The organism is Vibrio parahaemolyticus (genome assembly GCF_900460535.1).
Classification (GTDB): domain Bacteria; phylum Pseudomonadota; class Gammaproteobacteria; order Enterobacterales; family Vibrionaceae; genus Vibrio; species Vibrio parahaemolyticus.
Window position 1 is genome coordinate 1129765 of sequence record NZ_UHIL01000002.1, and the last position, 19687, is coordinate 1149451.

Annotated in this window: 16 protein-coding genes; 9 read left to right on the forward strand and 7 right to left on the reverse strand. The window is 45.8% G+C overall.

What is annotated here, in order from left to right:
- Position 1 precedes the first annotated feature (1 nt).
- On the forward strand, positions 2-1060 hold the full coding sequence (locus DYB02_RS22195; protein ID WP_029803739.1) for a zinc-binding dehydrogenase: 1059 nt from the start codon (positions 2-4) through the stop codon (positions 1058-1060).
- Between the two features lie 83 nt (positions 1061-1143).
- On the opposite strand, the gene DYB02_RS22200 is transcribed toward DYB02_RS22195, so the two are convergent.
- A complete protein-coding gene (locus DYB02_RS22200; protein WP_005483963.1) occupies positions 1144-2268 on the reverse strand; it encodes an alkene reductase in 1125 nt (374 codons plus the stop codon).
- Between the two features lie 10 nt (positions 2269-2278).
- Positions 2279-2908, reverse strand: coding sequence for a glutaredoxin 2 (gene grxB, locus DYB02_RS22205; protein ID WP_029862377.1), 630 nt, complete (start codon positions 2906-2908; stop codon positions 2279-2281).
- A 199-nt stretch (positions 2909-3107) separates the two neighbouring features.
- Here grxB and DYB02_RS22210 point away from each other — a divergent pair, with 199 nt between their 5' ends.
- Positions 3108-4043, forward strand: coding sequence for a LysR family transcriptional regulator (locus DYB02_RS22210; protein WP_029805866.1), 936 nt, complete (start codon positions 3108-3110; stop codon positions 4041-4043).
- Here DYB02_RS22210 and DYB02_RS22215 read toward each other — a convergent pair.
- Positions 3996-4907, reverse strand: a complete 912-nt coding sequence (locus DYB02_RS22215; RefSeq protein ID WP_029805864.1) for a LysR family transcriptional regulator — start codon at positions 4905-4907, stop codon at positions 3996-3998. The two genes, DYB02_RS22210 and DYB02_RS22215, sit on opposite strands and share 48 nt — an antisense overlap.
- A 220-nt stretch (positions 4908-5127) precedes the next feature.
- Between DYB02_RS22215 and DYB02_RS22220 the strand changes: the two genes are divergently transcribed.
- Positions 5128-8007, forward strand: coding sequence for an MGH1-like glycoside hydrolase domain-containing protein (locus tag DYB02_RS22220; RefSeq protein ID WP_029862379.1), 2880 nt, complete (start codon positions 5128-5130; stop codon positions 8005-8007).
- A gap of 104 nt (positions 8008-8111) precedes the next feature.
- Here the strand turns inward: DYB02_RS22220 and DYB02_RS22225 are convergent, their stop codons facing one another.
- Positions 8112-9680, reverse strand: coding sequence for a DEAD/DEAH box helicase (locus DYB02_RS22225; protein WP_025508887.1), 1569 nt, complete (start codon positions 9678-9680; stop codon positions 8112-8114).
- A gap of 235 nt (positions 9681-9915) precedes the next feature.
- Here DYB02_RS22225 and DYB02_RS22230 point away from each other — a divergent pair, with 235 nt between their 5' ends.
- The 4 genes from DYB02_RS22230 to DYB02_RS22245 all read left to right on the forward strand — a co-directional run bounded on the left by DYB02_RS22230 (position 9916) and on the right by DYB02_RS22245 (position 14611).
- Positions 9916-10344 carry a VOC family protein gene (locus DYB02_RS22230; RefSeq protein ID WP_023624755.1) on the forward strand — a complete coding sequence of 143 codons (429 nt, stop codon included), beginning with the start codon at positions 9916-9918 and terminating at the stop codon, positions 10342-10344.
- A 569-nt stretch (positions 10345-10913) separates the two neighbouring features.
- Complete coding sequence (locus DYB02_RS22235) at positions 10914-12269, forward strand: TackOD1 domain-containing metal-binding protein (RefSeq protein WP_005498149.1); 1356 nt, start codon at positions 10914-10916, stop codon at positions 12267-12269.
- A complete protein-coding gene (locus tag DYB02_RS22240; protein WP_024703083.1) occupies positions 12256-13572 on the forward strand; it encodes a glycosyltransferase family 2 protein in 1317 nt (438 codons plus the stop codon). Before DYB02_RS22235 ends, DYB02_RS22240 begins: the two co-directional genes overlap by 14 nt.
- A gap of 1 nt (position 13573) precedes the next feature.
- Positions 13574-14611, forward strand: coding sequence for an HlyD family secretion protein (locus DYB02_RS22245; protein ID WP_025508475.1), 1038 nt, complete (start codon positions 13574-13576; stop codon positions 14609-14611).
- Between the two features lie 49 nt (positions 14612-14660).
- Here DYB02_RS22245 and DYB02_RS22250 read toward each other — a convergent pair whose 3' ends face one another.
- Complete coding sequence (locus DYB02_RS22250; protein WP_029805486.1) at positions 14661-15371, reverse strand: lipoate--protein ligase family protein; 711 nt, start codon at positions 15369-15371, stop codon at positions 14661-14663.
- A 225-nt stretch (positions 15372-15596) separates the two neighbouring features.
- Here DYB02_RS22250 and DYB02_RS22255 point away from each other — a divergent pair, with 225 nt between their 5' ends.
- Entirely contained in the window at positions 15597-15923 is a 327-nt protein-coding gene (locus DYB02_RS22255; RefSeq protein ID WP_020834976.1) for a DUF4156 domain-containing protein, read from the forward strand.
- A gap of 95 nt (positions 15924-16018) precedes the next feature.
- Here the strand turns inward: DYB02_RS22255 and DYB02_RS22260 are convergent, their stop codons facing one another.
- Both DYB02_RS22260 and DYB02_RS22270 read right to left on the reverse strand, forming a co-directional pair.
- Positions 16019-17047 (reverse strand): hypothetical protein, encoded by a 1029-nt coding sequence (locus DYB02_RS22260; protein ID WP_029805489.1) that lies wholly within the window; start codon positions 17045-17047, stop codon positions 16019-16021.
- 414 nt (positions 17048-17461) lie between these two features.
- The gene (locus DYB02_RS22270; protein ID WP_021821404.1) at positions 17462-18610 is read right to left on the reverse strand and encodes an aminotransferase-like domain-containing protein; all 1149 of its coding nucleotides are present in this window, start codon (positions 18608-18610) and stop codon (positions 17462-17464) included.
- A gap of 125 nt (positions 18611-18735) precedes the next feature.
- Here DYB02_RS22270 and DYB02_RS22275 point away from each other — a divergent pair, with 125 nt between their 5' ends.
- Complete coding sequence (locus DYB02_RS22275; protein WP_021484368.1) at positions 18736-19605, forward strand: AraC family transcriptional regulator; 870 nt, start codon at positions 18736-18738, stop codon at positions 19603-19605.
- Positions 19606-19687 lie beyond the last annotated feature (82 nt).

The window sequence follows — 19687 nt, forward strand, 5'->3', positions numbered from 1 at the left end:
CATGCAACAGATGAACAGTATCGTAATGCAGGATGGTAGTGTCCGCCTGAAGCAAGTCGAAATCCCCAAACCCGCAGCGGGACAAGTGTTGGTTCGTAGTCTAGCTTGCGGTATTTGTGGCTCCGACCTTCACATTACTCGACACGCGGATGAGGTATTTGATGTATTCCACCAGCTCGGGTTGATGCCTGATGAAGCCGGTGAGCACGCTCAAGTGATGTTGGGGCATGAGTTCTGCGCGGAAATTGTCGAATACGGATCTGACACTCAACAGACGTTGGCTGTTGGTAGCCGAGTCACCTCAGTGCCGATGTTGCTCAGTCAAAATGGCGCGGGCGTTGGTGTTACTCCGGGTACTTATGGCGCTTACTCTGAGTACTTCCTGCTTGATGAAGCGTTATTGCTACCTGTCCCAGACGGAATGCCGTCTGAGGCGGCGGCATTGACCGAACCACTGGCGGTCGGTTTGCACGCGGTCAATCGCAGTGAAATCGAAACGGAAGAAACAGCTCTGGTTGTCGGTTGCGGTCCTATAGGGCTGGCGGTGATTGCTGCACTGAAACAACGCGGTGTGAGCAATATTCTTGCGGTCGATCTTCAGGAAGAGAAGCTGCTACTTGCTAGTGAGTTTGGCGCAAATCGATTGATCAACCCGACCAAGGAAGACGAGATCGCCGTTGGTGAGCAGTACGCGATGAACTCACGTCTGGTCATTTATGAGTGTGTGGGCAAGCATACATTGATTGACGATTTTCTGCGCCGCGCCCCTGCCCGAGCGCGAATCGTCATCTCGGGTATCCATACGACACCCGCAATCATTAACTACGCGTACGCGACGGTAAAAGAGCTCGATTTGAGATTCTCTTACTACTACCAACCGCACGAGTTTGAGCAATGCCTACAAGCGATTGCCGAACACACGTTGCCTTGGCAGAAAATGCTCACCGCCAAAGTGGGAATCGACGGTGTCGAAGACGCATTTACACAGTTAATGACGCCAAATGATCACATCAAAGTGGTGATCGAACCTTGGCGCAGCGGCGCGTTAGAAGTGATTTAACTCTTAGCCAGCTTAAGCCAGCCAAAACTAATTTTAGTTTGGTGACAGCCCCAACCGTAGCAGCTAGGTTGGGGCTTTTTTTGTTAGGCCTGTTCTGCGCATTCCTGTTGCAGAGCAGGGTAATCGGTGTAGCCTCGTTCGTTTCCGCCAAACAACGTTGAGCCATCGAGTTCTGCCAACGGATGGTGATGTTGCAAGCGAGAGACTAAGTCTGGGTTTGCTACGAATGGTCGTCCGAATGCGACAAGATCCGCGTAGCCTTTCTCTAACACTTCGTTTGCTCGTTGAGGATCGTAGCGACCTGCGACAATGATAGCGTTGCGAAAGCGCTTTCTAAGTTCGATTCGAAACGTCTCGGGAATCGTTGGTGCATCGGCCCAATCGGCCTCGGACAAGTGCAAGTAGGCAATGTCGCGCTCCTGTAGCTGTTTTGATGCCTCTAGGATCGTTGGCACGATATCTGGGCAGTCCATATCTTTAAACGTAATGAATGGTGCCAATCTCACTCCAACTCGATGCGCACCAACAGCGGCGATAACTGCATCCACTACTTCGATAAGAAAACGGATACGATTTTCTCGTGAACCGCCGTAGTTGTCTGTTCGATGGTTTGAATTGGTTCTTAAGAACTGGTCTATCAGATACCCATTCCCGCCGTGGATTTCTACACCATCAAAACCCGATTCAATGGCGCGTTTGGCTGCGTTCGCGAAATCACCGACAACTCGGTTGATATCCGCTTGTGTCATTGCGCGTGGCTCAACACAATCGACCATATTGCCGTTGCCTTGTTCATCCGCAATCCAAACTTGCGTCTCTACCGGAGCGAGCGCAGATGGTGCGATAGGCTGTTCACCATTTTGGAATGTTGGGTGAGACACTCTGCCCACATGCCATAGCTGACAAAACATCGCTGCGCCTTGTAATTTGACCGCTTGGGTCACACCTTGCCAGCCCGCCACTTGCGCATCGGTGTAAACGCCTGGTGTGAACGAATAGCCTTGAGAATCGTCCGAAATTTGTGTGGCTTCGGAAATGATCAGCCCGGCAGAAGCGCGCTGTTGATAATACGTTGCCATCATCTCATTCGGGATGTTGCCCGGCTGAGTGGTGCGTGCGCGAGTCATTGGTGCCATGACAATACGGTTTTGTAGTGACAACGCTTTCAGTTGAGCTGGTTCAAACAGCTTATTTGTTCTTTGTTTCATGATGCGCTCCTTAGATAAGTACTGGCACGTTGGTCGCTTTACGAGCGGTTGCCATCCAGTGAAGTACGGCTGGATCCCATTGCACTTCGGGCGCACTGAAAAAGCCGCGTAGAATGGAGAACATAATGGCCTGATCAACCAGTGACGTTTGCTTTTCTGAACTTAGGTTGAGCAAGGGTTTAGTTTGTTCTATCAAAGCGGCGACTTCTTTCGCAATCGCAGGTGTATCGTTAATCAAAGCTTCAAAATTTAACGCTTCGGTTTCTTTTTTTGCACGCCATGCTTGTTTAGCGGTTTCTGTTGCAAATTCCGGTAACGTCATGTTTGACCAACGCGGATACCCGACTTTTTGTAGTGGTAAAAACGCTTGTTTTTGCCAGTCTAAAACCAGTGTTGAGGGTTGGCTGTTTTCGCTGGAAGATGCCAATTCAAGGAAGTAGTTGATGATGTCTAAGCTTTCCGCCATGGCTTCACCATCGTCTTTGATCAAAAGAGGAACTTGTTTTGCGCCGATGATGTTTGTGGTGGTGTTCTCGTCGTCATAAGCAATGTTGATGACGTCGAGCTGAATATTCAGCATGCCTGCAACAAAACGGACGCGGGCGCTAAAGGGGCAATGTTCATAAATGTACAGTTTCATTTTTTGTTTCCTATCTCTTGGCTGGGCAGGGCGTGTTGTTGTGCGTTGTACAGCGTTACGGCGTTTAACTTTGCCCTGTCACATAACGTTCTGGGTCTAAACAATGTCGATAGGGTCAGTATATGGATTCGACTTAATTTGATAATTGGGTAATATCTGAATTGATTATTCAGTTTTTCCAAATAATAAGGGCGCGAAGATGGATAAGTTTTCGGATATGACGTTGTTTGTCAGCATCGTTAAACATCAAGGTCTGGCAGCGGCGGGAAGGGAGCTAGGTTTATCTCCAGCGACGGTAACGGCAAGGCTGCAAGCGATAGAAGAACGCTATGGTGTAAAGCTGCTCAACCGAAGCACACGCCACGTATCACTCACGGACGCAGGGGCAATGTACCATCAAGCTTGTCTGAACATCATTGATAGCGTGAAAGAGACGGAAAACTTACTTCAAACTGGTATTTCGGAAGTGCGCGGAACGTTGAAAATTTCAGCTCCACGAGATATTGGCAAACAAATTATTTCGCCGATGGTGTCGGTTTTTTCTGAGCAATATCCGGATGTGACGCCTTATCTTTATCTTAATGACAATTTATCGAACTTGGCTGAATCGGGGCTCGATTTGGTGATTCGTTACGGTGAGTTAGCGGACAGTAATCTCATTTCGCGCAAGCTGGCGTCGAGTCAACGTGTGCTGTGTGCGTCACCTGATTATTTGTCGAAGCAAGGTGTCCCAAACTGCCCACAAGATCTCGCGGTTCATCGCTGCTTAGCCATGGTGCGCAGCAATGAAGAATTAAAAACGTGGCACTTTAAAGATGAAGAGTCTCACCAAACGATCACGGTCACGCCAAAGCGCTTTTCTGATGATGGTGAAGTGATTCGACAATGGGCGTTGGAGGGGGCGGGGATTGCGTTGAAATCGATTTTAGATATTCAGCAAGACCTAAAACAACAACGTTTAGTAACGGTTTTGGATGGGTATATGAAAAACTTCAGCGCCTTTTCGCAAGGCGCTGAAGCGGATCTGCATGTCATTTATCAGAGCCGCCAATATCAACCGAAAAGAGTTCGCCTGTTTTTGGACTTTCTAGTTGAGCAATTTAGCGCGCTGAGTGATGCCAGCAATCAGATCTAGATGCGATTCCGAGGTTTCTCGGCGGTGGCGATAAATCCCGACGGTGCCAGGGTTTGGTTCGTTTTCCATGGTTAAGCTTCGTAAGCCAAAGGATTCCAAATACGGTTGCAGATGGCGGGTATAAGACATCACCGCGACGCTTTCTTTCAGTACATCAATACTGGCGAGCAGAGAATCCACTTCGTAAGTCGGTCTGTCATCCAGTTGCTGCCTTTCGCGTTCATTTTGTTTCGGGATTGGGTTATCGATGACGTGAGCGAATTTCTTAGCGTCATAAGTGACCGAAAGAGCAGGGTATTCGTGCAGCATCTCTTCGGTGACGGTTTTCCCTAGCAGTGGGTGGTTTGGGGAAACAAAATAGGCATCAACCGTTTGAAATAGTGGAATAAACGTAACATCGCATTTAGACGACAAGCCGACAATCTCGTGGCCGATGAAGAATTCAATCTGTTCGTTGAATAATGAATCCATCAAGCCTAAGTGGTTGCCAAATTCGACGTGCGTAGATGCCGAAGGCTGCTTGGTCAGATGTTCATTGAGTGCTTGTTTGACGAATAGCGGCCACCACGCATCGCCAGTACCCATTTTAATTTTTCCGACTTGGTACTGTTTCCGTTCATCAATGCTTTGCATCATTTGGTTGTATTCATGCTGCATCGCGTTGCTATGGCGATAGAGGATGCGTCCGTATTCGGTCAACACCATGCCATTAGGATGACGTTCAAACAGCGTCACGCCGAGATTCTCTTCCAGCTTCTTTAAATTGCTTGTTACCGTTGGCTGGCTTAACCCTGCCATTCTTGCCGCATCGCTGATGCTTTGGCAGCGTGCAACCAGTAAAAATTGCTGCAGAGATTTGTCCATTTTCTTTCCCCTCTAAGAACGAGGGGTATTTTGCACAATTTCATTTATAAATCACAAATCTGTAATCTCATTTGATTGAAATTATGCGCATTTCATAGATCTACATCACTGTTGGGGTTTGACGTATAGATGTTATCTATAGCTCGCTCCTGACTTCCTATTTTCCCCTCAAAAGGGTGTTCTTTAGACTGTCGCCAAAACAACAATCTAAGGGATGAACATGAAACCGAGTTTTATTGCGCTTGCTGTCGCGTCTTGTATTGGTCTTGCTGGGTGTGGGTCAGATTCCTCTGATGCGCCTGTGCCGGTCGACAAACCAATTATTTCAGCCGACTTATATTTACGCGGTTTAAATGGGGATTGGGGCACGGCAGAGCATGCCAAGCTAAACTATTTGGGTAATAACGAGTACGAAACCGTACTGCGCGTCGCTCGAGGTAGCAATCAGTTCAAGATTGCTGATCCGGGTTGGCAGATCCAATACACCTATTTTGAGGAGCCCGCGGCGTTCGATAAAGCTCAAGAGTACCTGCCAAAACCAGGCACGAATGAAGCGTGTATGAACGATGATTGCAACTCTGAGATCACGTTTGAAGACAAAGGGTATTACAAGTTTTCTGTGAGCTTTGCCGATGAAAGTCGCGCGACAATGACTGTGACGAAAGCAACGCAAGAAGAAGCGGAAAAGTACTACTCTGATGCGATTCTCGACCCTGCAATGGTGCATGAAGGGCATCAGAGTAAAGAAGTGAAACTGTTCGCCAATTACGATGACTCGAGTGATACCGTGATTTTCTCGGTGAAAGATCCTAAAGCTGAGCTGCGTGAATTTGGTATTTCAACGACGACAGAATTGCGTGATGCGCTCGACCAAGGCTTAGTGATTAATGAGCAAACAGGGCCGCGAGTGGTGTCGGGTGATGTCGCGTTTGACGCGTTGTTTGCGTTGACGATGAAAGAGCTAGACCAGCTTGCCGTTTCTGAAATCAAAGACGGCAATTACAACTACAACAACCCAATCAAAGCGGAAGTTTTTGAGACGGGCGCGAAGTGGCATTACGTATGGACGCGTGATTTGGCGTACGCAGCAGACCTTTCGCTTGCATTGATGAATCCAACTCGCGTGCAAAATGGTTTGAATTTCAAATTGTCCGCTTTCCGCGACACGACCGATCAGCAATACGATGGCGAGCAGATTGTGCAAGACACGGGCACTGGCGGTAGCTGGCCAATCAGTACCGACCGCACGACTTGGGCGCTTGGTGCAGAACGCTTACTTTCGGCATTGGATGGGGAAGAGTACAACCAATTTGCCGAGCGCGCTTACAAAGCGATCAGTAATACACTTGAAGCCGATCGCCTGGCGGCTTTTGATGCGAAATCTGGTTTATACACTGGCGAACAATCCTTCCTCGATTGGCGTGAGCAAACTTACTCAACGTGGACGCCAAACGATGTCAACGCGATTGGTAGCAGCAAAGCGTTATCGACAAACGTGGTTCATTACCGCGCGATTCAGCTCGCGGCTAAGTTGGCAGAGAAGTACGACTCAACCAACGCGGTCAAATACACCGAGTGGGCTGAGAAGTTAAAAACCGCTATCAACGAGCAGTTTTGGAATGCCGAACGCGGTATGTACGTAAGTTATTTGTTTGATAATGGCAAAGACATCGCGGTCGACAAATACGACATGTTGGGCGAAGCACTGGCGATCATCAGTGGTGTGGCAAGTGATGCGCAGGCGAAACAAATCATGGCCAATTACCCACACAGTGAGTTTGGCGTGCCGGTTTACTTCCCTCAACAACCGGACGTGCCTGTGTACCATAACCGCGCAATTTGGCCATTTGTTACCGCGTACAGCTTGCGCGCCGCGCATCAAACACAAAACGTGGCTGCGGCGAACAATGCGATTCAATCGTTGGTTCGTGGTACGGCAACCAACTTATCCAACATGGAGAACTTAGAGTGGCTTTCTGGTAAGTCATTCATCATCCATAGTGATCATGGCGAAGATCCGAGCTTGGATGGCCCAGTGATTAACTCTCAGCGTCAGCTTTGGTCTGTGGGTGGCTACTTGAACATGGTGGTAGAGACCCTATTTGGCATCCATACCGAAACAGGTAAGTTGGAAGTGAAGCCATTTATCACAAGTTGGGTGCGCAATAAGTTGTTGGCTCAGTCTGAACAAATCACGTTGGAAAACTTTGCCTTTAAAGGAAAGAACTACTCGGTAACCATTGATTTGCCTGAAGTAAGCAAAGATGAAACAGGTTACTACCCAGTTGAAAATGTCACGATGGACGAAAAGGGGCATTTCCACGTGACACTGGGCGCGCTTGTGAATGTAGATAGTAGCATTACTTTAGTTTCTGGGGTGAAACCGTATGTGAGTGAAGACAGTCGCGTTTATTCTCCGCAAGAGCCAACATTGGTGGTAAAAAGCGTTGAGAATTCGGTTTCGATTGACGTGACGAGCAAGTACAACGTGAACTTGTATCGCAATGGCGAGCTGATTCAAAAGAACGTGATTGCTCAATCTTATTCCGATACGCCAACTGGTTTTGCTTGTTATTTGGCTGAAAGCATTAACGATAAAGGCTTCCGTTCTAACCCAAGCCAACCGGTTTGTGTCGGTGAAGAGATCCGCATCAAACTTGATGGCGAATATCAGCCACTCAAAGACAATGTCTCAGTGGTTACGGTGAGCAAAGACAGTGGTATCGTAAAAGGTGCAGAGTCGTTTACAGCTCCTGTAACGGGCACTTACCAGTTCGATGCTTGGTACAACAATAACCTAGGACAACTTAATACCGGCATCACGAACACCGTGAAATTGTTAGAGGTATTGGATGATGCAGGTAAAGTGATTGGTCAAGGTTACTTGCAGATGGGCCATATTGGTGAAAACCAAGGTATGCGTTACTCAACGCCAATTGAAGTGGCGTTGGAGCAGGGGAAAACCTATCAGATCGCGCTGAAGGACCACTTCAATATGAGTTACCTCACATCGAATGAAACCTACATCTACGCTGGTGGTATTGAGGGTGAAAAGAACGAAGCGCAAATCGCAGATATTCGAATCACACCTTTAATGTAGGCTGTTTTAACAAAGCTGCGTCTAAAAACTGTGTTCTAAGAAAAACAAAGCCGCTGAGATTATCAGCGGCTTTGTTGTATTTGCTATCGGGGGCCGTTTACAGATTAGTTTGCCGCCTGCGGACGAGGTTTACGGCGCTGACCTGATGGTTTGTTTCCTGCTGGCTTAGCATTGTTTGGCTTGCGGTTACCAGACGGTTTACCAGCGTTGCCACTCTTATTACCGTTTGGTTTATTTCCATTCGGTTTATTACCATTTGGCTTATTGCCGTTAGATTTACGGTCATCTGGTTTGCTGTTTGCGCGACCTTGGCCTTCACGGTTGCCTTTAGGCTTACCCGCACCGCCTTGGTTGGTGCTGTTTTTGTTGCCGTTGTTACCACCGTTGAAGCGACGTTTAGGTTTGTTTGCACCATTGCCTGCTTTCTTTTCGGTTGCTGGAGCGTTTTCACCCGCAGCATTTGGCGCTTTTGGTTTTTTCGGCTTCTTAGGTTTTTTCGGTTTGATTGGGCGAGTATCCAGTTTAGATTCTGGCACTACATTGGTTGGCGCAAAACCTTCCAACTCTTTACGTGGTAGCACTTCTTGAATCAAACGTTCAATCGCAAACAGCTCAGATGCTTCTAGCGCACATACAAGTGAAATCGCTTTACCTACTTCGCCCGCGCGGCCAGTACGACCAATACGGTGAACGTAGTCTTCTGCCACTTTAGGTAGCTCAAAGTTCACCACTTGTGGTAATTGAGGAATATCGATACCGCGCGCAGCAATGTCCGTCGCGACCAACACACGAATTTCACCCGATTTAAAATCCGCCAGTGCTTTGGTACGCGCGCCTTGGCTCTTGTTGCCGTGGATGGCAGCAGCCGGTAGGTTTTGTTCGATAAGGAACTTCGCCAGACGGTTTGCGCCGTGTTTCGTTTTCGTAAACACCAGCACTTGCTTCCAATCGCCGTCTTTGATCAATTTAACCAACATCGGTGCTTTCTTTTTCACGTCTGCTGGGTAGATGCTTTGCTCAACCGTTCTCGCCGTCGAGTTCGCCGGGTTGACTGAAATCTCAACAGGGTTGTTCACCAAGCCTTTCGCAAGGTCGCGGATTTCATCCGAGAAAGTCGCAGAGAAAAGTAGGTTCTGACGTTGTTTTGGTAGCAGAGCTAGGATCTTACGAATGTCACGGATAAAGCCCATATCCAACATGCGGTCTGCTTCATCCAGTACCAGAACTTCTAGTTGGTCGAACTTCACTGCATTTTGGTTGTACAAATCCATCAGGCGGCCTGGTGTCGCAACCAACACATCCGCACCTTTGCGAAGACGCAGCATTTGCGGGTTGATCTTCACACCACCAAAAACAACCGCACTGCTTAGTGGAAGATGACGGCCGTACATAAACACGTTTTCTTGCACCTGAGCCGCAAGTTCACGCGTTGGCGTCAGGATAAGTGCACGAACTTGGTTAGCACGAACGCGAGGGCCATTCGATAAACGCTCAAGAATCGGTAGCGTAAAGCCTGCAGTTTTACCTGTACCAGTCTGCGCTGCTGCCATTACGTCTTTCCCTTCCAAAATAGCAGGAATTGCTTTTGCCTGAATTGGCGAAGGGGTGTCGTAGCCTTTCTCTTGAATAGCTTTAAGGATTGGAGCAGATAGACCTAACGAGGTAAAACCCATATGTATGATTCTCAATTGTAGAGTTAGATAACAACGCGCCGAAAATAAATCGGTGCGAAAAGTGCGACATTCTGAGGCTTTTGCGCGCAGGCTTCAACTAATTCCGTCATGGATAAATATTTGAACTGGATCTCATTTATTTTTGGCAGGCAAAAATAGGTGCTTTACCTAAACTTAGCTTGAGGTTCTAGAGTTGCATTAACAACAAAAAACAAGAACCCAAAGGAAAACATACATGAACAGTTATGTAGAACACGCCAATATCTCAGTCGTTGACGCACAAAAGATGATCCAATTTTTGACCGCCGCTATCCCTGAATGGAAAGTGCGCGGCGGCGGAAAAATAGATAATTGGTTTGGCAGACCAATTGAGTGGTTTCACGTAGGTGATGATCATTCTTATATTGCCATCTCGTCAGGAGGAAAAGGCGACGCTACTCATTGGACATCACACTTCACAGGTTTTAAACACATAGGGATTGTGGTGCCGGATGTAGAAGCCCTCATCGAAAGGCTAAGCAAAGCAGGTTATGAGCTCGACCACCGAGGCGACGAACACCCATTTAGAAAGAACGTCTACTATCTAGAAGACCACGGTATGCTGTTTGAGTTTATCGAGTACTTCTCGGAGAAAGGCAGCGAACGAAATGACTATAATCAATAAGCGTGATATTTCGATGTTTTTCGTCTGATAAGTAAACTAAATGATTGGATTTATTTTTGTGTTATGCCCTCCATTTTTATCAAAATTAAGCTAGTAATATATAACTAAGTCTCAGATTTGACACTGACTGCTGTGATTAAATACTGAGCAGGATGGAACTTGACTTATACAAATAACAATTAGCTTGATGTGAATACAAGGACCTATTTCGGCATCAATTTCGTCGTATATCAGCTTGCTTAAAAAGGTTTATCATGCTCTTTCTACAACATTGTGCTGTTTACAGCTCACCCTTCTCTTTGCTGAATGAAACACTAGCTTTAACTCACTAAGTTATAGCTAGTTAGTAACTTATTCCTATTGTTCGATTGGGCAAGTAGCAAATTTATGCTGGCTTGACATTTTTGTGCGCACTGATTTTGGTTGGTAGCAAAGAGAGTTTGCCTCACTCTGCCAAGGTCAAAGATATAAGTGTGCTCTCAACTTTGGAAAATATAGGAAGGTTTTATGGTATCTAGTCCTATATTTTATTGTGATGAGCAAATATTTTGGTCGTGAGAACTAATGCAATGTCATTAAAAAATAAAAGTTTCTATTGGGTAGGCGAACCGCCAACAAGTAATTTCTGTGAGGGAGTTATCTTAGTTAATCAGATCGAAGAGGTCCCAGTTGGTTTGGGGGGGATGGTGTGTATTTCCTACTCAGACACTCAGCAGATAAACCATGCGTTAAAAGCATTTTTTAAAGAGAAAGGGCGTTGGTCATGGGCGGTTTATGTCACTGTGGAAACTCCTTATTCTCGATGTATTGCCGACGGTGTATTTGAAGAATTAGAGTCAAAAAAAGTTTGGCGATCCATTCAAAGCAAGATCGACTCCATTGACGAACCGGACGTGTTGGACCCGTTGATTGGTTGGCTTGGAGTAAATCGTCAGCGTCGAGTGAGCGCTTTAAAAAGTTTAGAGTCTACGTCGATTTATTCGTTTCCGATAATTGACCTTCTGTTTCCTGATATTTATTCCACTTATCGATACGTACTCTCCGAGCAAGGCCGGGGAATATTAGAGCCTGAAGCGCTGATTGACAGAATTCGTGTTTGCTCCCATTGCAATAGTGGACACTTGAATTATGTAGAAGTATGTCCTGACTGCAGCAGTATCGATATCGATTCTCAGAGCTCTTTACACTGTTTCACTTGTGGTCATGTTGGTGAACAACATAGCTTTCAGCGTCGTGGAAAGCTTGAATGTCCAAAATGTTTGACTCAGCTACGCCATATTGGTGTGGACTATGACCGTCCGCTTGAAAATCATGTGTGCCATAGTTGCTCTAGTTTGTTTGTCGAGGCTGCTACCATCAGTCAATGTTTGAGCTGTGATTCAAAGATCAAAGTCGAAGAGCTTGTTGTTCGTAAAATTTATCAATATCGACTTGGCGAAGTCGGTGAGTACATCTTCCAGCACGGAAAGTCTATTCAGGCTCCTGAGTTATCGATTAAAGGAAAAGTCGAAGTCAGCTTTTTCCAAAACCTACTGGCGTGGCTAAATAAAGTCGCATTGAGACACAAAGAGCAGCATCTTCTACTTGGATTACACTTACCGACGATTGATGAATACGGTAAGCAATATGGTGATGCCAAATTATTCTCGTTGATGGATCAACTGACGCGCCGTCTTAGCGGCTTGTTTCGAGATACGGACATATGTTGTCAGTACAAACAGGATGTGTTGCTTGTCCTAATGCCAAACACGACCAACGCAAGCTTGTCCGTTTTACAGCAAAAATTATCGGATTTGGGTGATCTTGTTGAAGACGAAGAATTTGAGTTGGACGTATTTGCTTGGGATTTGCCTGATCCGGTCATTGAAGGTGGTGTTTCTGTTTGGATCGAATCGTTGATGGGTGAGATCTATGCTGCAAGATAGTCTCGTTTTACTCGACTATCTTCGAGGCATGCTTCTTCACAATGAAGAACTATGGCTATTGTTGTTTCCAGTAATGATCATCATAGAGTTGCCGCTGTATTTGTTGGTGTTAACAGGGATATTTCGTTGGTCATATATGCGAGAAGAGCCAGAGTTAAAACGATTTCCATCAGTAAGCTTCGTTATCACTTGCTACGGTGAGGGAGAGGCGATTGGGATCACCATCGATACGTTAGTTGAGCAAGTTTACCCAGGTCATATTGAAATACTCGCAGTGGTTGATGGGGCGGTGCAAAACCAAGATACCTATCAAGCCGCATTAAATGGTGAGAGAAGACATACAGGTGTCCGTAATCGTAAAGTTCGTGTCTTGCCAAAGTGGCAACGTGGAGGCCGTGTTTCGACATTGAATGCCGGCTTATCGATGGCCAGCGGTGAAATTGTCATTAACGTAGATGGAGATACCTCATTCGATAACGACATGGTTTTCACCATGATGAAACAGTTTGCGGATAAAAATGTGATTGCTAGCGGTGGTGCGTTAAGAGTTCGCAACCACAACGCCAACTTACTAACCAAAATGCAATCCTTGGAGTACATGCTGTCTATGCAAGCAGGTAAAACAGGGATGGCGACGTGGGGTGTGCTCAATAACATCTCTGGCGCATTCGGAGCGTTTCGAAAGAACCTTCTTAAGCAAGTTGGGGGGTGGGATACGCATACTGCAGAAGATCTCGACTTAACCATGCGTTTGAAGCAATACAAACGTCGTTATCCTGATAATAAGTTGGCCTTTTCGACGCATTCCATCGGCCATACTGATGTACCAGATACGTTGAAAGGTTTGGTATTGCAACGACTTCGTTGGGATGGAGATTTATTGTTTTTATTTTTGCGTAAGCACAATGAGGGGCTGTCTCCACGTTTACTTGGTTGGGGAAACTTTGTATTCACTTTGGCTTATGGCGTGATTCAAAATGTTCTATTACCGCTGCTCGTGGTGATATTTAGCATTTATATGGTGATTGTCTATCCACTTAAATTTGTATTGGCGTTGATGCTAATGCTCTATTTTGTCTACCTCTTTTTATCTGCTCTGATTTTTGTTGTCTATATTGGGCTTGTATCAGAGAGAAAAAAAGAGGATCTGAAGTCAGCGAAATGGTTATTTCTTTACCCTGTCTACCAGTTTTTCATGCGTTTGATTACCGCTTTCTCAATGGTTAACGAGGTTGTGAGGAGAAGTCATGAAGAATCAAGTATGGCACCTTGGTGGGTATTGAAGCGAGGTAAAAAGTTTTAGTATGAAAGTTAACTTTCACTTAGATAAGAAAAACAAACCGCAGTCTGAGAGCGGTATGAAAGTCGTCTATGGACAGGCAAAACGTGGCGGCTATCGTCTTCGTTGGTACCTGATTTTAGCCATTGTAGTCAGTCCACTCTTGTTCATGGCATATTACTTGTTTCGAACTCAGGTGTTAGTGACAGCGCCAGCGATAATTACTTCTTACCCATTAACGGTAACCGCAACTCGCTCAGCGATTGTTGGCCCTATTCCGGTCAATGTTGGTACGGAAGTAGCTCAGGACCAAGCGCTCTTGCTGTTAAAAGACAACGCTCTGAACAAGGAGATTGATTTTATAAAAGAAGAGTTGATTAAATTGTCTAAAAATCAGGTTCAGAGTACGGATGAACTGTATAAAAATGCGATTGGAAGTTCTGAAGATGGCTTGAAAAAAGTACAAGAAATTCAAAAAAAATATGACGTGTATAGAAAAAAGGGACAGGTTTCAGAGGTCGATTATGCTGCAATTGTTAGTGTAAATAACTCTTTGAGTAATCAATTGAGTAGTCAAAAAATTGCTTACGTAGATGCGATGCGCGATTTAGAAGAACTGGAGCTTGCTGGTCCGGTAACTCAAGAGTACCGATCATTAATGCGTGAATTGGTAGTCAAACGCGCGCAACAAGAAAATTTAACTTTTCGTTCTCCTATGAAAGGGCGAGTGCTCGATGTTCATGTACACGAAGGGCAAAATGTCTCTGAAAATACTCCCTTACTTACGATCGCTCGCAATGTTACGCCGGAGATAACCGCTTTCTTAAACCCGAAATATCTCCAATACAGTAAGATGGATACTAAAGCGAAAGTTGTATTTCCTGATGGCAGAAAGTTCAGTGCAACGGTATCGAAGCCGGTTGAAGTGGTGAACAAGCTGCCTTCTGAACTGCAAAGCCCATTCGAAGGTCAACCTGCGTATTTGAAGGTGACGCTGAGTTTTGATGAAGCTCTAGAAAAAAGCCGTTGGATTGAAGGTGTAGAAGTCGAAGTTCGCTTTTAATATCATTAAACAAAAAGGAGCTTTTGCTCCTTTTTGTTTACACCGATTTTTACTCAGTTTTTGCATGCGTTAAAAACGCACTCGTCAATTGCTGAAAGAGTGAATCTACCGATGGGCGGTCGGATATATGATGGAAGAGCGGTGTGTGGACATCACCACGAATATCATCGTCATGACCACAAAGCTGATTACATAATCGTACTGGTTCGACAATCTTCTCGACGTCGGCATCAATCAGAATGCATGCTTGTGACAATACCACTTGTCCGCCGCCTTTTTTAAGTAAAACACGCTGCGCGGTTCCCACGACTTTTTGTCCGACAATGTTGAGGTTGTACTCGCCATCGCAGTAGGAATAAGGCGTAGCATGAACATCCACTTTCACGCCTAGCTGTTCAAAGAAAACCGTTAATATCGCACATAAATCGAGATACGCTTTTTTGATGTTGTAAGGCTCACCTTCTGGCCAGTGATAGATATGGGATAGATTAATAATACCCGGTACCTGAGGGACTGGTGCACCACCGGTTTTACGAGAAAAGAGCTTCCAGCCAGACGTATTTAACGCATGTTCCAATTCATTAGACACTGGCCATTTCTTGCCCGCGGGAAGCACGAGCGTCGGGCTTTTTACTTGCCAAAGTAATAGCACTTGCGAGAGTTGGTTGGATTGAACTTGTTTAATGAGCTCATCTTCTTTTTCAAATGCATCAGCGACTTCCGTAGCTGTGAAGCGAATTAGCTTATTCTTAGCAACCAAAACTCTATCCCTCGTGTGTATTTAATCGTTACTGTTTTATCTCAGATACAGTTTTATTGCTAGGTCTGTGATTGCGAGGTTTTTACTCGTTAGATGCGTGGCCACTTTTTGGGTTTTTCCGTTGTCCATTAGTTCTACTTGAACGCGCGATAGAAATATTTTGTTGGTCATCGCATAAGCAACTCATAAAATCCGCCATCTATAAAATTTTTTGGCGATATGAATATGAAAAAGCGAGTGATGTGTCTCGCGTTAGCGGCATCATTAACGGGGTGTGTGACGTTCCCAACTCAAGAATCTGAGCAAGTACAGGTGCTTTGGGATAATGTGAATGCGATTGAAAACTGTGAACTAATGGGTACCGTGATCGGCTCAGAAGGGCACTTTTACGACTACTGGCTTCACGCAGATAAAGACATGGTATGGGGGACGCTAAACCAAATGCGCATCAAGGCGGCAGATTTAGGCGCAGATACCTTGTATTTATACCAACCGTTAAGCTTTTCTACGTCAGTGACGATGTTTGCAAACGCATACAAGTGCAAACAGTAGCGATTTGCTTGCTCATAACTGAAAGACAGGCGTTGCTCGCCTGTCTTTGACACGCTCAACAAACATGGGTTTGTTCGTTATGTTCTCTCTCGCCGTTAATTCACATTGGCTGTTGCTACCGCGATAGAGTCGGAAAACGACAGCGTGAAATCTTGCTCTGTATTGAGCACTTTGGCCGGAAACTCTAAGCTTAATTGCGCGTGTGGCGCGACTTCTGAAGCAATACTGGTGACGAATTTTCGAGTTTCTCCTGGAGAGATCGACAAGCTGTTTCCACCTTTGGATGAAAGCTCAGCAATGCCCATCGTTTGCAGCGTGTTGCCTGCCGTATCAGCCAGATGCAGTAAAGATTCTGACTTATAGACCAACTCTCCACTTTCGGTGCGATAGGCACTAAATGTGTTGAAGTTTGGCTGCAATGAACCTTGAGAACCTACGTTTGTGACGGAAAACATCACGTTAGAACCATCAAAATTCTCGACTTTCACCAACACGTTACCGTCTTGGTAACGAGCGGCTGCCGCAGCACTTGCTTGCTGTTTCTGCCTCTGTTTTTCTTTTTCAATGTTGCTCAATTGGTTTTGCTCGTTTGCTAGGCGGTTTTCAGCCATCGCATACGATTGATCTACCATTGCCAACAGCGCTGGGATTGAATACAGCGTTAGACCTTCCAAATGGTCAAAGTCGATTTTAGCATGCTGAGTAAGTTCGTGATTCGAGAACTGGCAGTAGCCATCAATCAAGCTAACGAACGCGACTTCAAAAGTGCCCTGTAATCGGCTTACTTCCTGTGCGGCTTTTTCTAAATCTGAGCGTACTTTTCTGATCTCTTCCAATGTCTTTTGTGGCAAATGTCCATTGGGCGATACGTCATTGGAAACCGAGACCAATTCTTCGGTTACAAATGGATTGTTTTGGGCTGGAATCACCGTGGTAATGCGGTTGGATTTGGTGATGTCTTCGCCCAGTAAGACCATCATTTTTTGCGATACGGCGGTTGTGTTGCCCGCTAATACGTCACTACAGTTTGGAGACGTACTCGCATACGCGGCGAATGCGGTAAAAAGTGAAAAGATAACGGACCAGCCAGTGGCGACGAGTCCTGTCGTGGTTCGAGTGTTCATCCTGATAACCCCTCTGTCATTTGGTGCGATTCACTGACGTAATTGCCAATCAAGCGACTGGTTCGCGACATTCAGAATGGTTTTGGTCAATCCTTCGTAGTGGGCATGCCCGCAGATGCTTTCTAGTCGTTTTCTCAATCGCTAAGCCACGATTGAGTAAAGTGTCTGAAATTGAGAGCATTAATGCTGCGAAGTTGATGTCTTTTGTCTGAAAGATAGACGTAACTTTTCTAACCATCAAATACGTGATTAGGTTCTCACTTTTATATGAGTGAGAGGATCAAGAGAAAACAGGCACTTACTGTAGAGAGTTGATTTGAAGGAAAAATATAAATTTTTTTGGGGAACTTTTTTGATGCTGCCTTTGAGACTTTTTTTGAATCTCAAAGGCAGGTTCTAACGCGCGGTACTCAATTACAAAGCGTTAAGTACATCCGCAAGTCGAGTGACAGCCGTCGTCAGTTCTTCTGGTGTGGCATTGGTAAAGTTAAGACGCAGAGCGGCTTTTACCTTGGAACCTTCCGGATAAAATACCGGGCTTGGCACCACAGCAACCCAGTTTTCGAGTAGAGTTTTCGCAAGTTCGAACGTGTCGCATTCTGGAATTTCGACCCAGACAAACATGCCACCATCGACAGGTTTGAGCACGCAACTTTCTGGCAGCTGTTTTTGCAGCTCAGCAAACATGACATCGTAACGCGATTTGTAAAGTGCGCAGATGGTTGAAATGTGTGTTTCGAAATTGTCATGCTGAAGTAGACCATGCAGCAATGCTTGCATAGGAATACTAGAGTGCAGATCTGCTCCTTGTTTGATTTTGATGAGTGGCTCAAGGTAACTGCGCTTTCCGGTTACCACACCAATACGCAAACCTGGTGAGGCGATTTTGGAGAATGAACGCAGCACGATGGAGTGCTGCGGGCAGAAATCCGAAACCAGCGGCAGTGCTTCACCAGAAAAACGCAGCTCGCGGTATGGTGCGTCTTCAATGAATGCAACGTCGTATTGGATACAAAGCTCGGCAACTTTTTGGCGAGTCTCTAGCGCCCAGCATACGCCCGTTGGGTTGTGAAAATCGGGCACGGCGTAGAACATTTTTGGTTGCTGTGTGGAAAAGCATTGCTCGAGTTCTTCAAGGTTTGGGCCACACTCGGTTTGCGAAACGGTCACGATATTGGCTTGAACTAAACCGAATACTTGCATGGCTCCAAGGTAGCTTGGCGCTTCCATCACCACTTTATCGCCCGGATTCACGTACGCACGCGCGATCAAATCTAGCCCTTGCTGAGAACCCGTTGTGATCATCGCCAAATGAGATTCTGGTAGCTGGTAATAATCGGTCAAAAAATTAAGTAGCGGTGCGTAGCCTGCTGTTGCGCCGTATTGAAACACCTCTGGCATGTTCGCGAGGTTTTCGAGCGTCGGTTTCATCAAGTCGATCGGGAAGGTTTTTTCGTCCGGTAAGCCACCCGCAAGAGAAATGACATTCTTATCACTCGCTGCTGCGAGGATCTCTCGAATGTAGGATGACTTAGTTTGTTGTAATGACTGTGCGATTTCCATGTGCTGTGCTTCTCGTAATTGTCTTTTTTTATGTCAGAAATAGTATAGATAAATTGCCAAGCTTGGTGTGTCCATTTATGCTGTTAAACATGTCCATTTATGCTATTTGAGCGAAAGTTTACTCCGTGAGCCATCAACAAGTTTCCAGAATCAATGACGTGCTGTTTTACATTCACCAGGACATTAGCAGAGATTTATCAGCTAAAGAGCTAGCGGACGTAGCAGCCTATTCTGAACAACACTTCCATCGTATTTTTAAAGATGTCGTGGGGGAATCCATCCATCAATATATCCGCCGTACCAGAATGGAATACGCCGCCAATCAACTGATGTTTGATACCGGCTCATCGGTGCTAGACATTGCTAACAAGTGCGGCTTTAACTCGGTATCTTCTTTTAGCCGAGCGTTTAAAGCGACGTTCGCTATGTCACCTGGTGCGTGGCGAAAGCATGATTTACAAGTCGCAGAAAAACCGTATTTGAAGGATCCGGAAGTGGCAGCGGGTTATCATCGGGTTGCGAAACGCGAGTTGCCAGAACCAAAAATTATGGAGGTCCCACAACGCTTTGCGGCGTATGTTCGACATGAGGGCTATAACCGTTCCATTCGCAATGCGTGGTTGATTTTGAAAGCGTGGGCAAGTTCTGAGAATCGGGACTTTTCGGTTCAATATGGTTTGCATCACTCCAACCCTGCTTGGGTTGAGCTCGACAAGTGTCGTTATGTGGCTTGTATGGCGATTGATAAGCCGCTCAAAGTACGCGGTGTCGTGAATCAAATGACGATTCCGGGTGGTTTACATGCTGTTTTTCGCTTAACGGGAGTATATGGTGAGCTTCTTCCTCAACTGAGTATGGTATTAGAGAAGTGGTTGCCTAACTCAGGCTTTAAGCAACGTTCCACGCCCGCTTATGTTCATTATCATAAAAACCATTTCCTCAGCCATGATGAGGCGTTTGAGCTGGATTTCTATCTACCCATCAGTTTTTTCTAAGCATCAGAAACACGCGGCTTGGCGAAAAGAATGCAGTCGCATGGAACGAAAAGGCAGAGCCCAAAACAAGCGCTGCCTTATT

What these genes read in the sequence shown, in the direction of transcription:
- DYB02_RS22195 (WP_029803739.1), top strand. Translation starts at nt 2, where the DNA reads ATGCAACAGATGAACAGTATCGTAATGCAGGATGGTAGTGTCCGCCTG.
- DYB02_RS22200 (WP_005483963.1), bottom strand. Translation starts at nt 2,268, where the DNA reads ATGAAACAAAGAACAAATAAGCTGTTTGAACCAGCTCAACTGAAAGCG.
- grxB (WP_029862377.1), bottom strand. Translation starts at nt 2,908, where the DNA reads ATGAAACTGTACATTTATGAACATTGCCCCTTTAGCGCCCGCGTCCGT.
- DYB02_RS22210 (WP_029805866.1), top strand. Translation starts at nt 3,108, where the DNA reads ATGGATAAGTTTTCGGATATGACGTTGTTTGTCAGCATCGTTAAACAT.
- DYB02_RS22215 (WP_029805864.1), bottom strand. Translation starts at nt 4,907, where the DNA reads ATGGACAAATCTCTGCAGCAATTTTTACTGGTTGCACGCTGCCAAAGC.
- DYB02_RS22220 (WP_029862379.1), top strand. Translation starts at nt 5,128, where the DNA reads ATGAAACCGAGTTTTATTGCGCTTGCTGTCGCGTCTTGTATTGGTCTT.
- DYB02_RS22225 (WP_025508887.1), bottom strand. Translation starts at nt 9,680, where the DNA reads ATGGGTTTTACCTCGTTAGGTCTATCTGCTCCAATCCTTAAAGCTATT.
- DYB02_RS22230 (WP_023624755.1), top strand. Translation starts at nt 9,916, where the DNA reads ATGAACAGTTATGTAGAACACGCCAATATCTCAGTCGTTGACGCACAA.
- DYB02_RS22235 (WP_005498149.1), top strand. Translation starts at nt 10,914, where the DNA reads ATGTCATTAAAAAATAAAAGTTTCTATTGGGTAGGCGAACCGCCAACA.
- DYB02_RS22240 (WP_024703083.1), top strand. Translation starts at nt 12,256, where the DNA reads ATGCTGCAAGATAGTCTCGTTTTACTCGACTATCTTCGAGGCATGCTT.
- DYB02_RS22245 (WP_025508475.1), top strand. Translation starts at nt 13,574, where the DNA reads ATGAAAGTTAACTTTCACTTAGATAAGAAAAACAAACCGCAGTCTGAG.
- DYB02_RS22255 (WP_020834976.1), top strand. Translation starts at nt 15,597, where the DNA reads ATGAAAAAGCGAGTGATGTGTCTCGCGTTAGCGGCATCATTAACGGGG.
- DYB02_RS22260 (WP_029805489.1), bottom strand. Translation starts at nt 17,047, where the DNA reads ATGAACACTCGAACCACGACAGGACTCGTCGCCACTGGCTGGTCCGTT.
- DYB02_RS22270 (WP_021821404.1), bottom strand. Translation starts at nt 18,610, where the DNA reads ATGGAAATCGCACAGTCATTACAACAAACTAAGTCATCCTACATTCGA.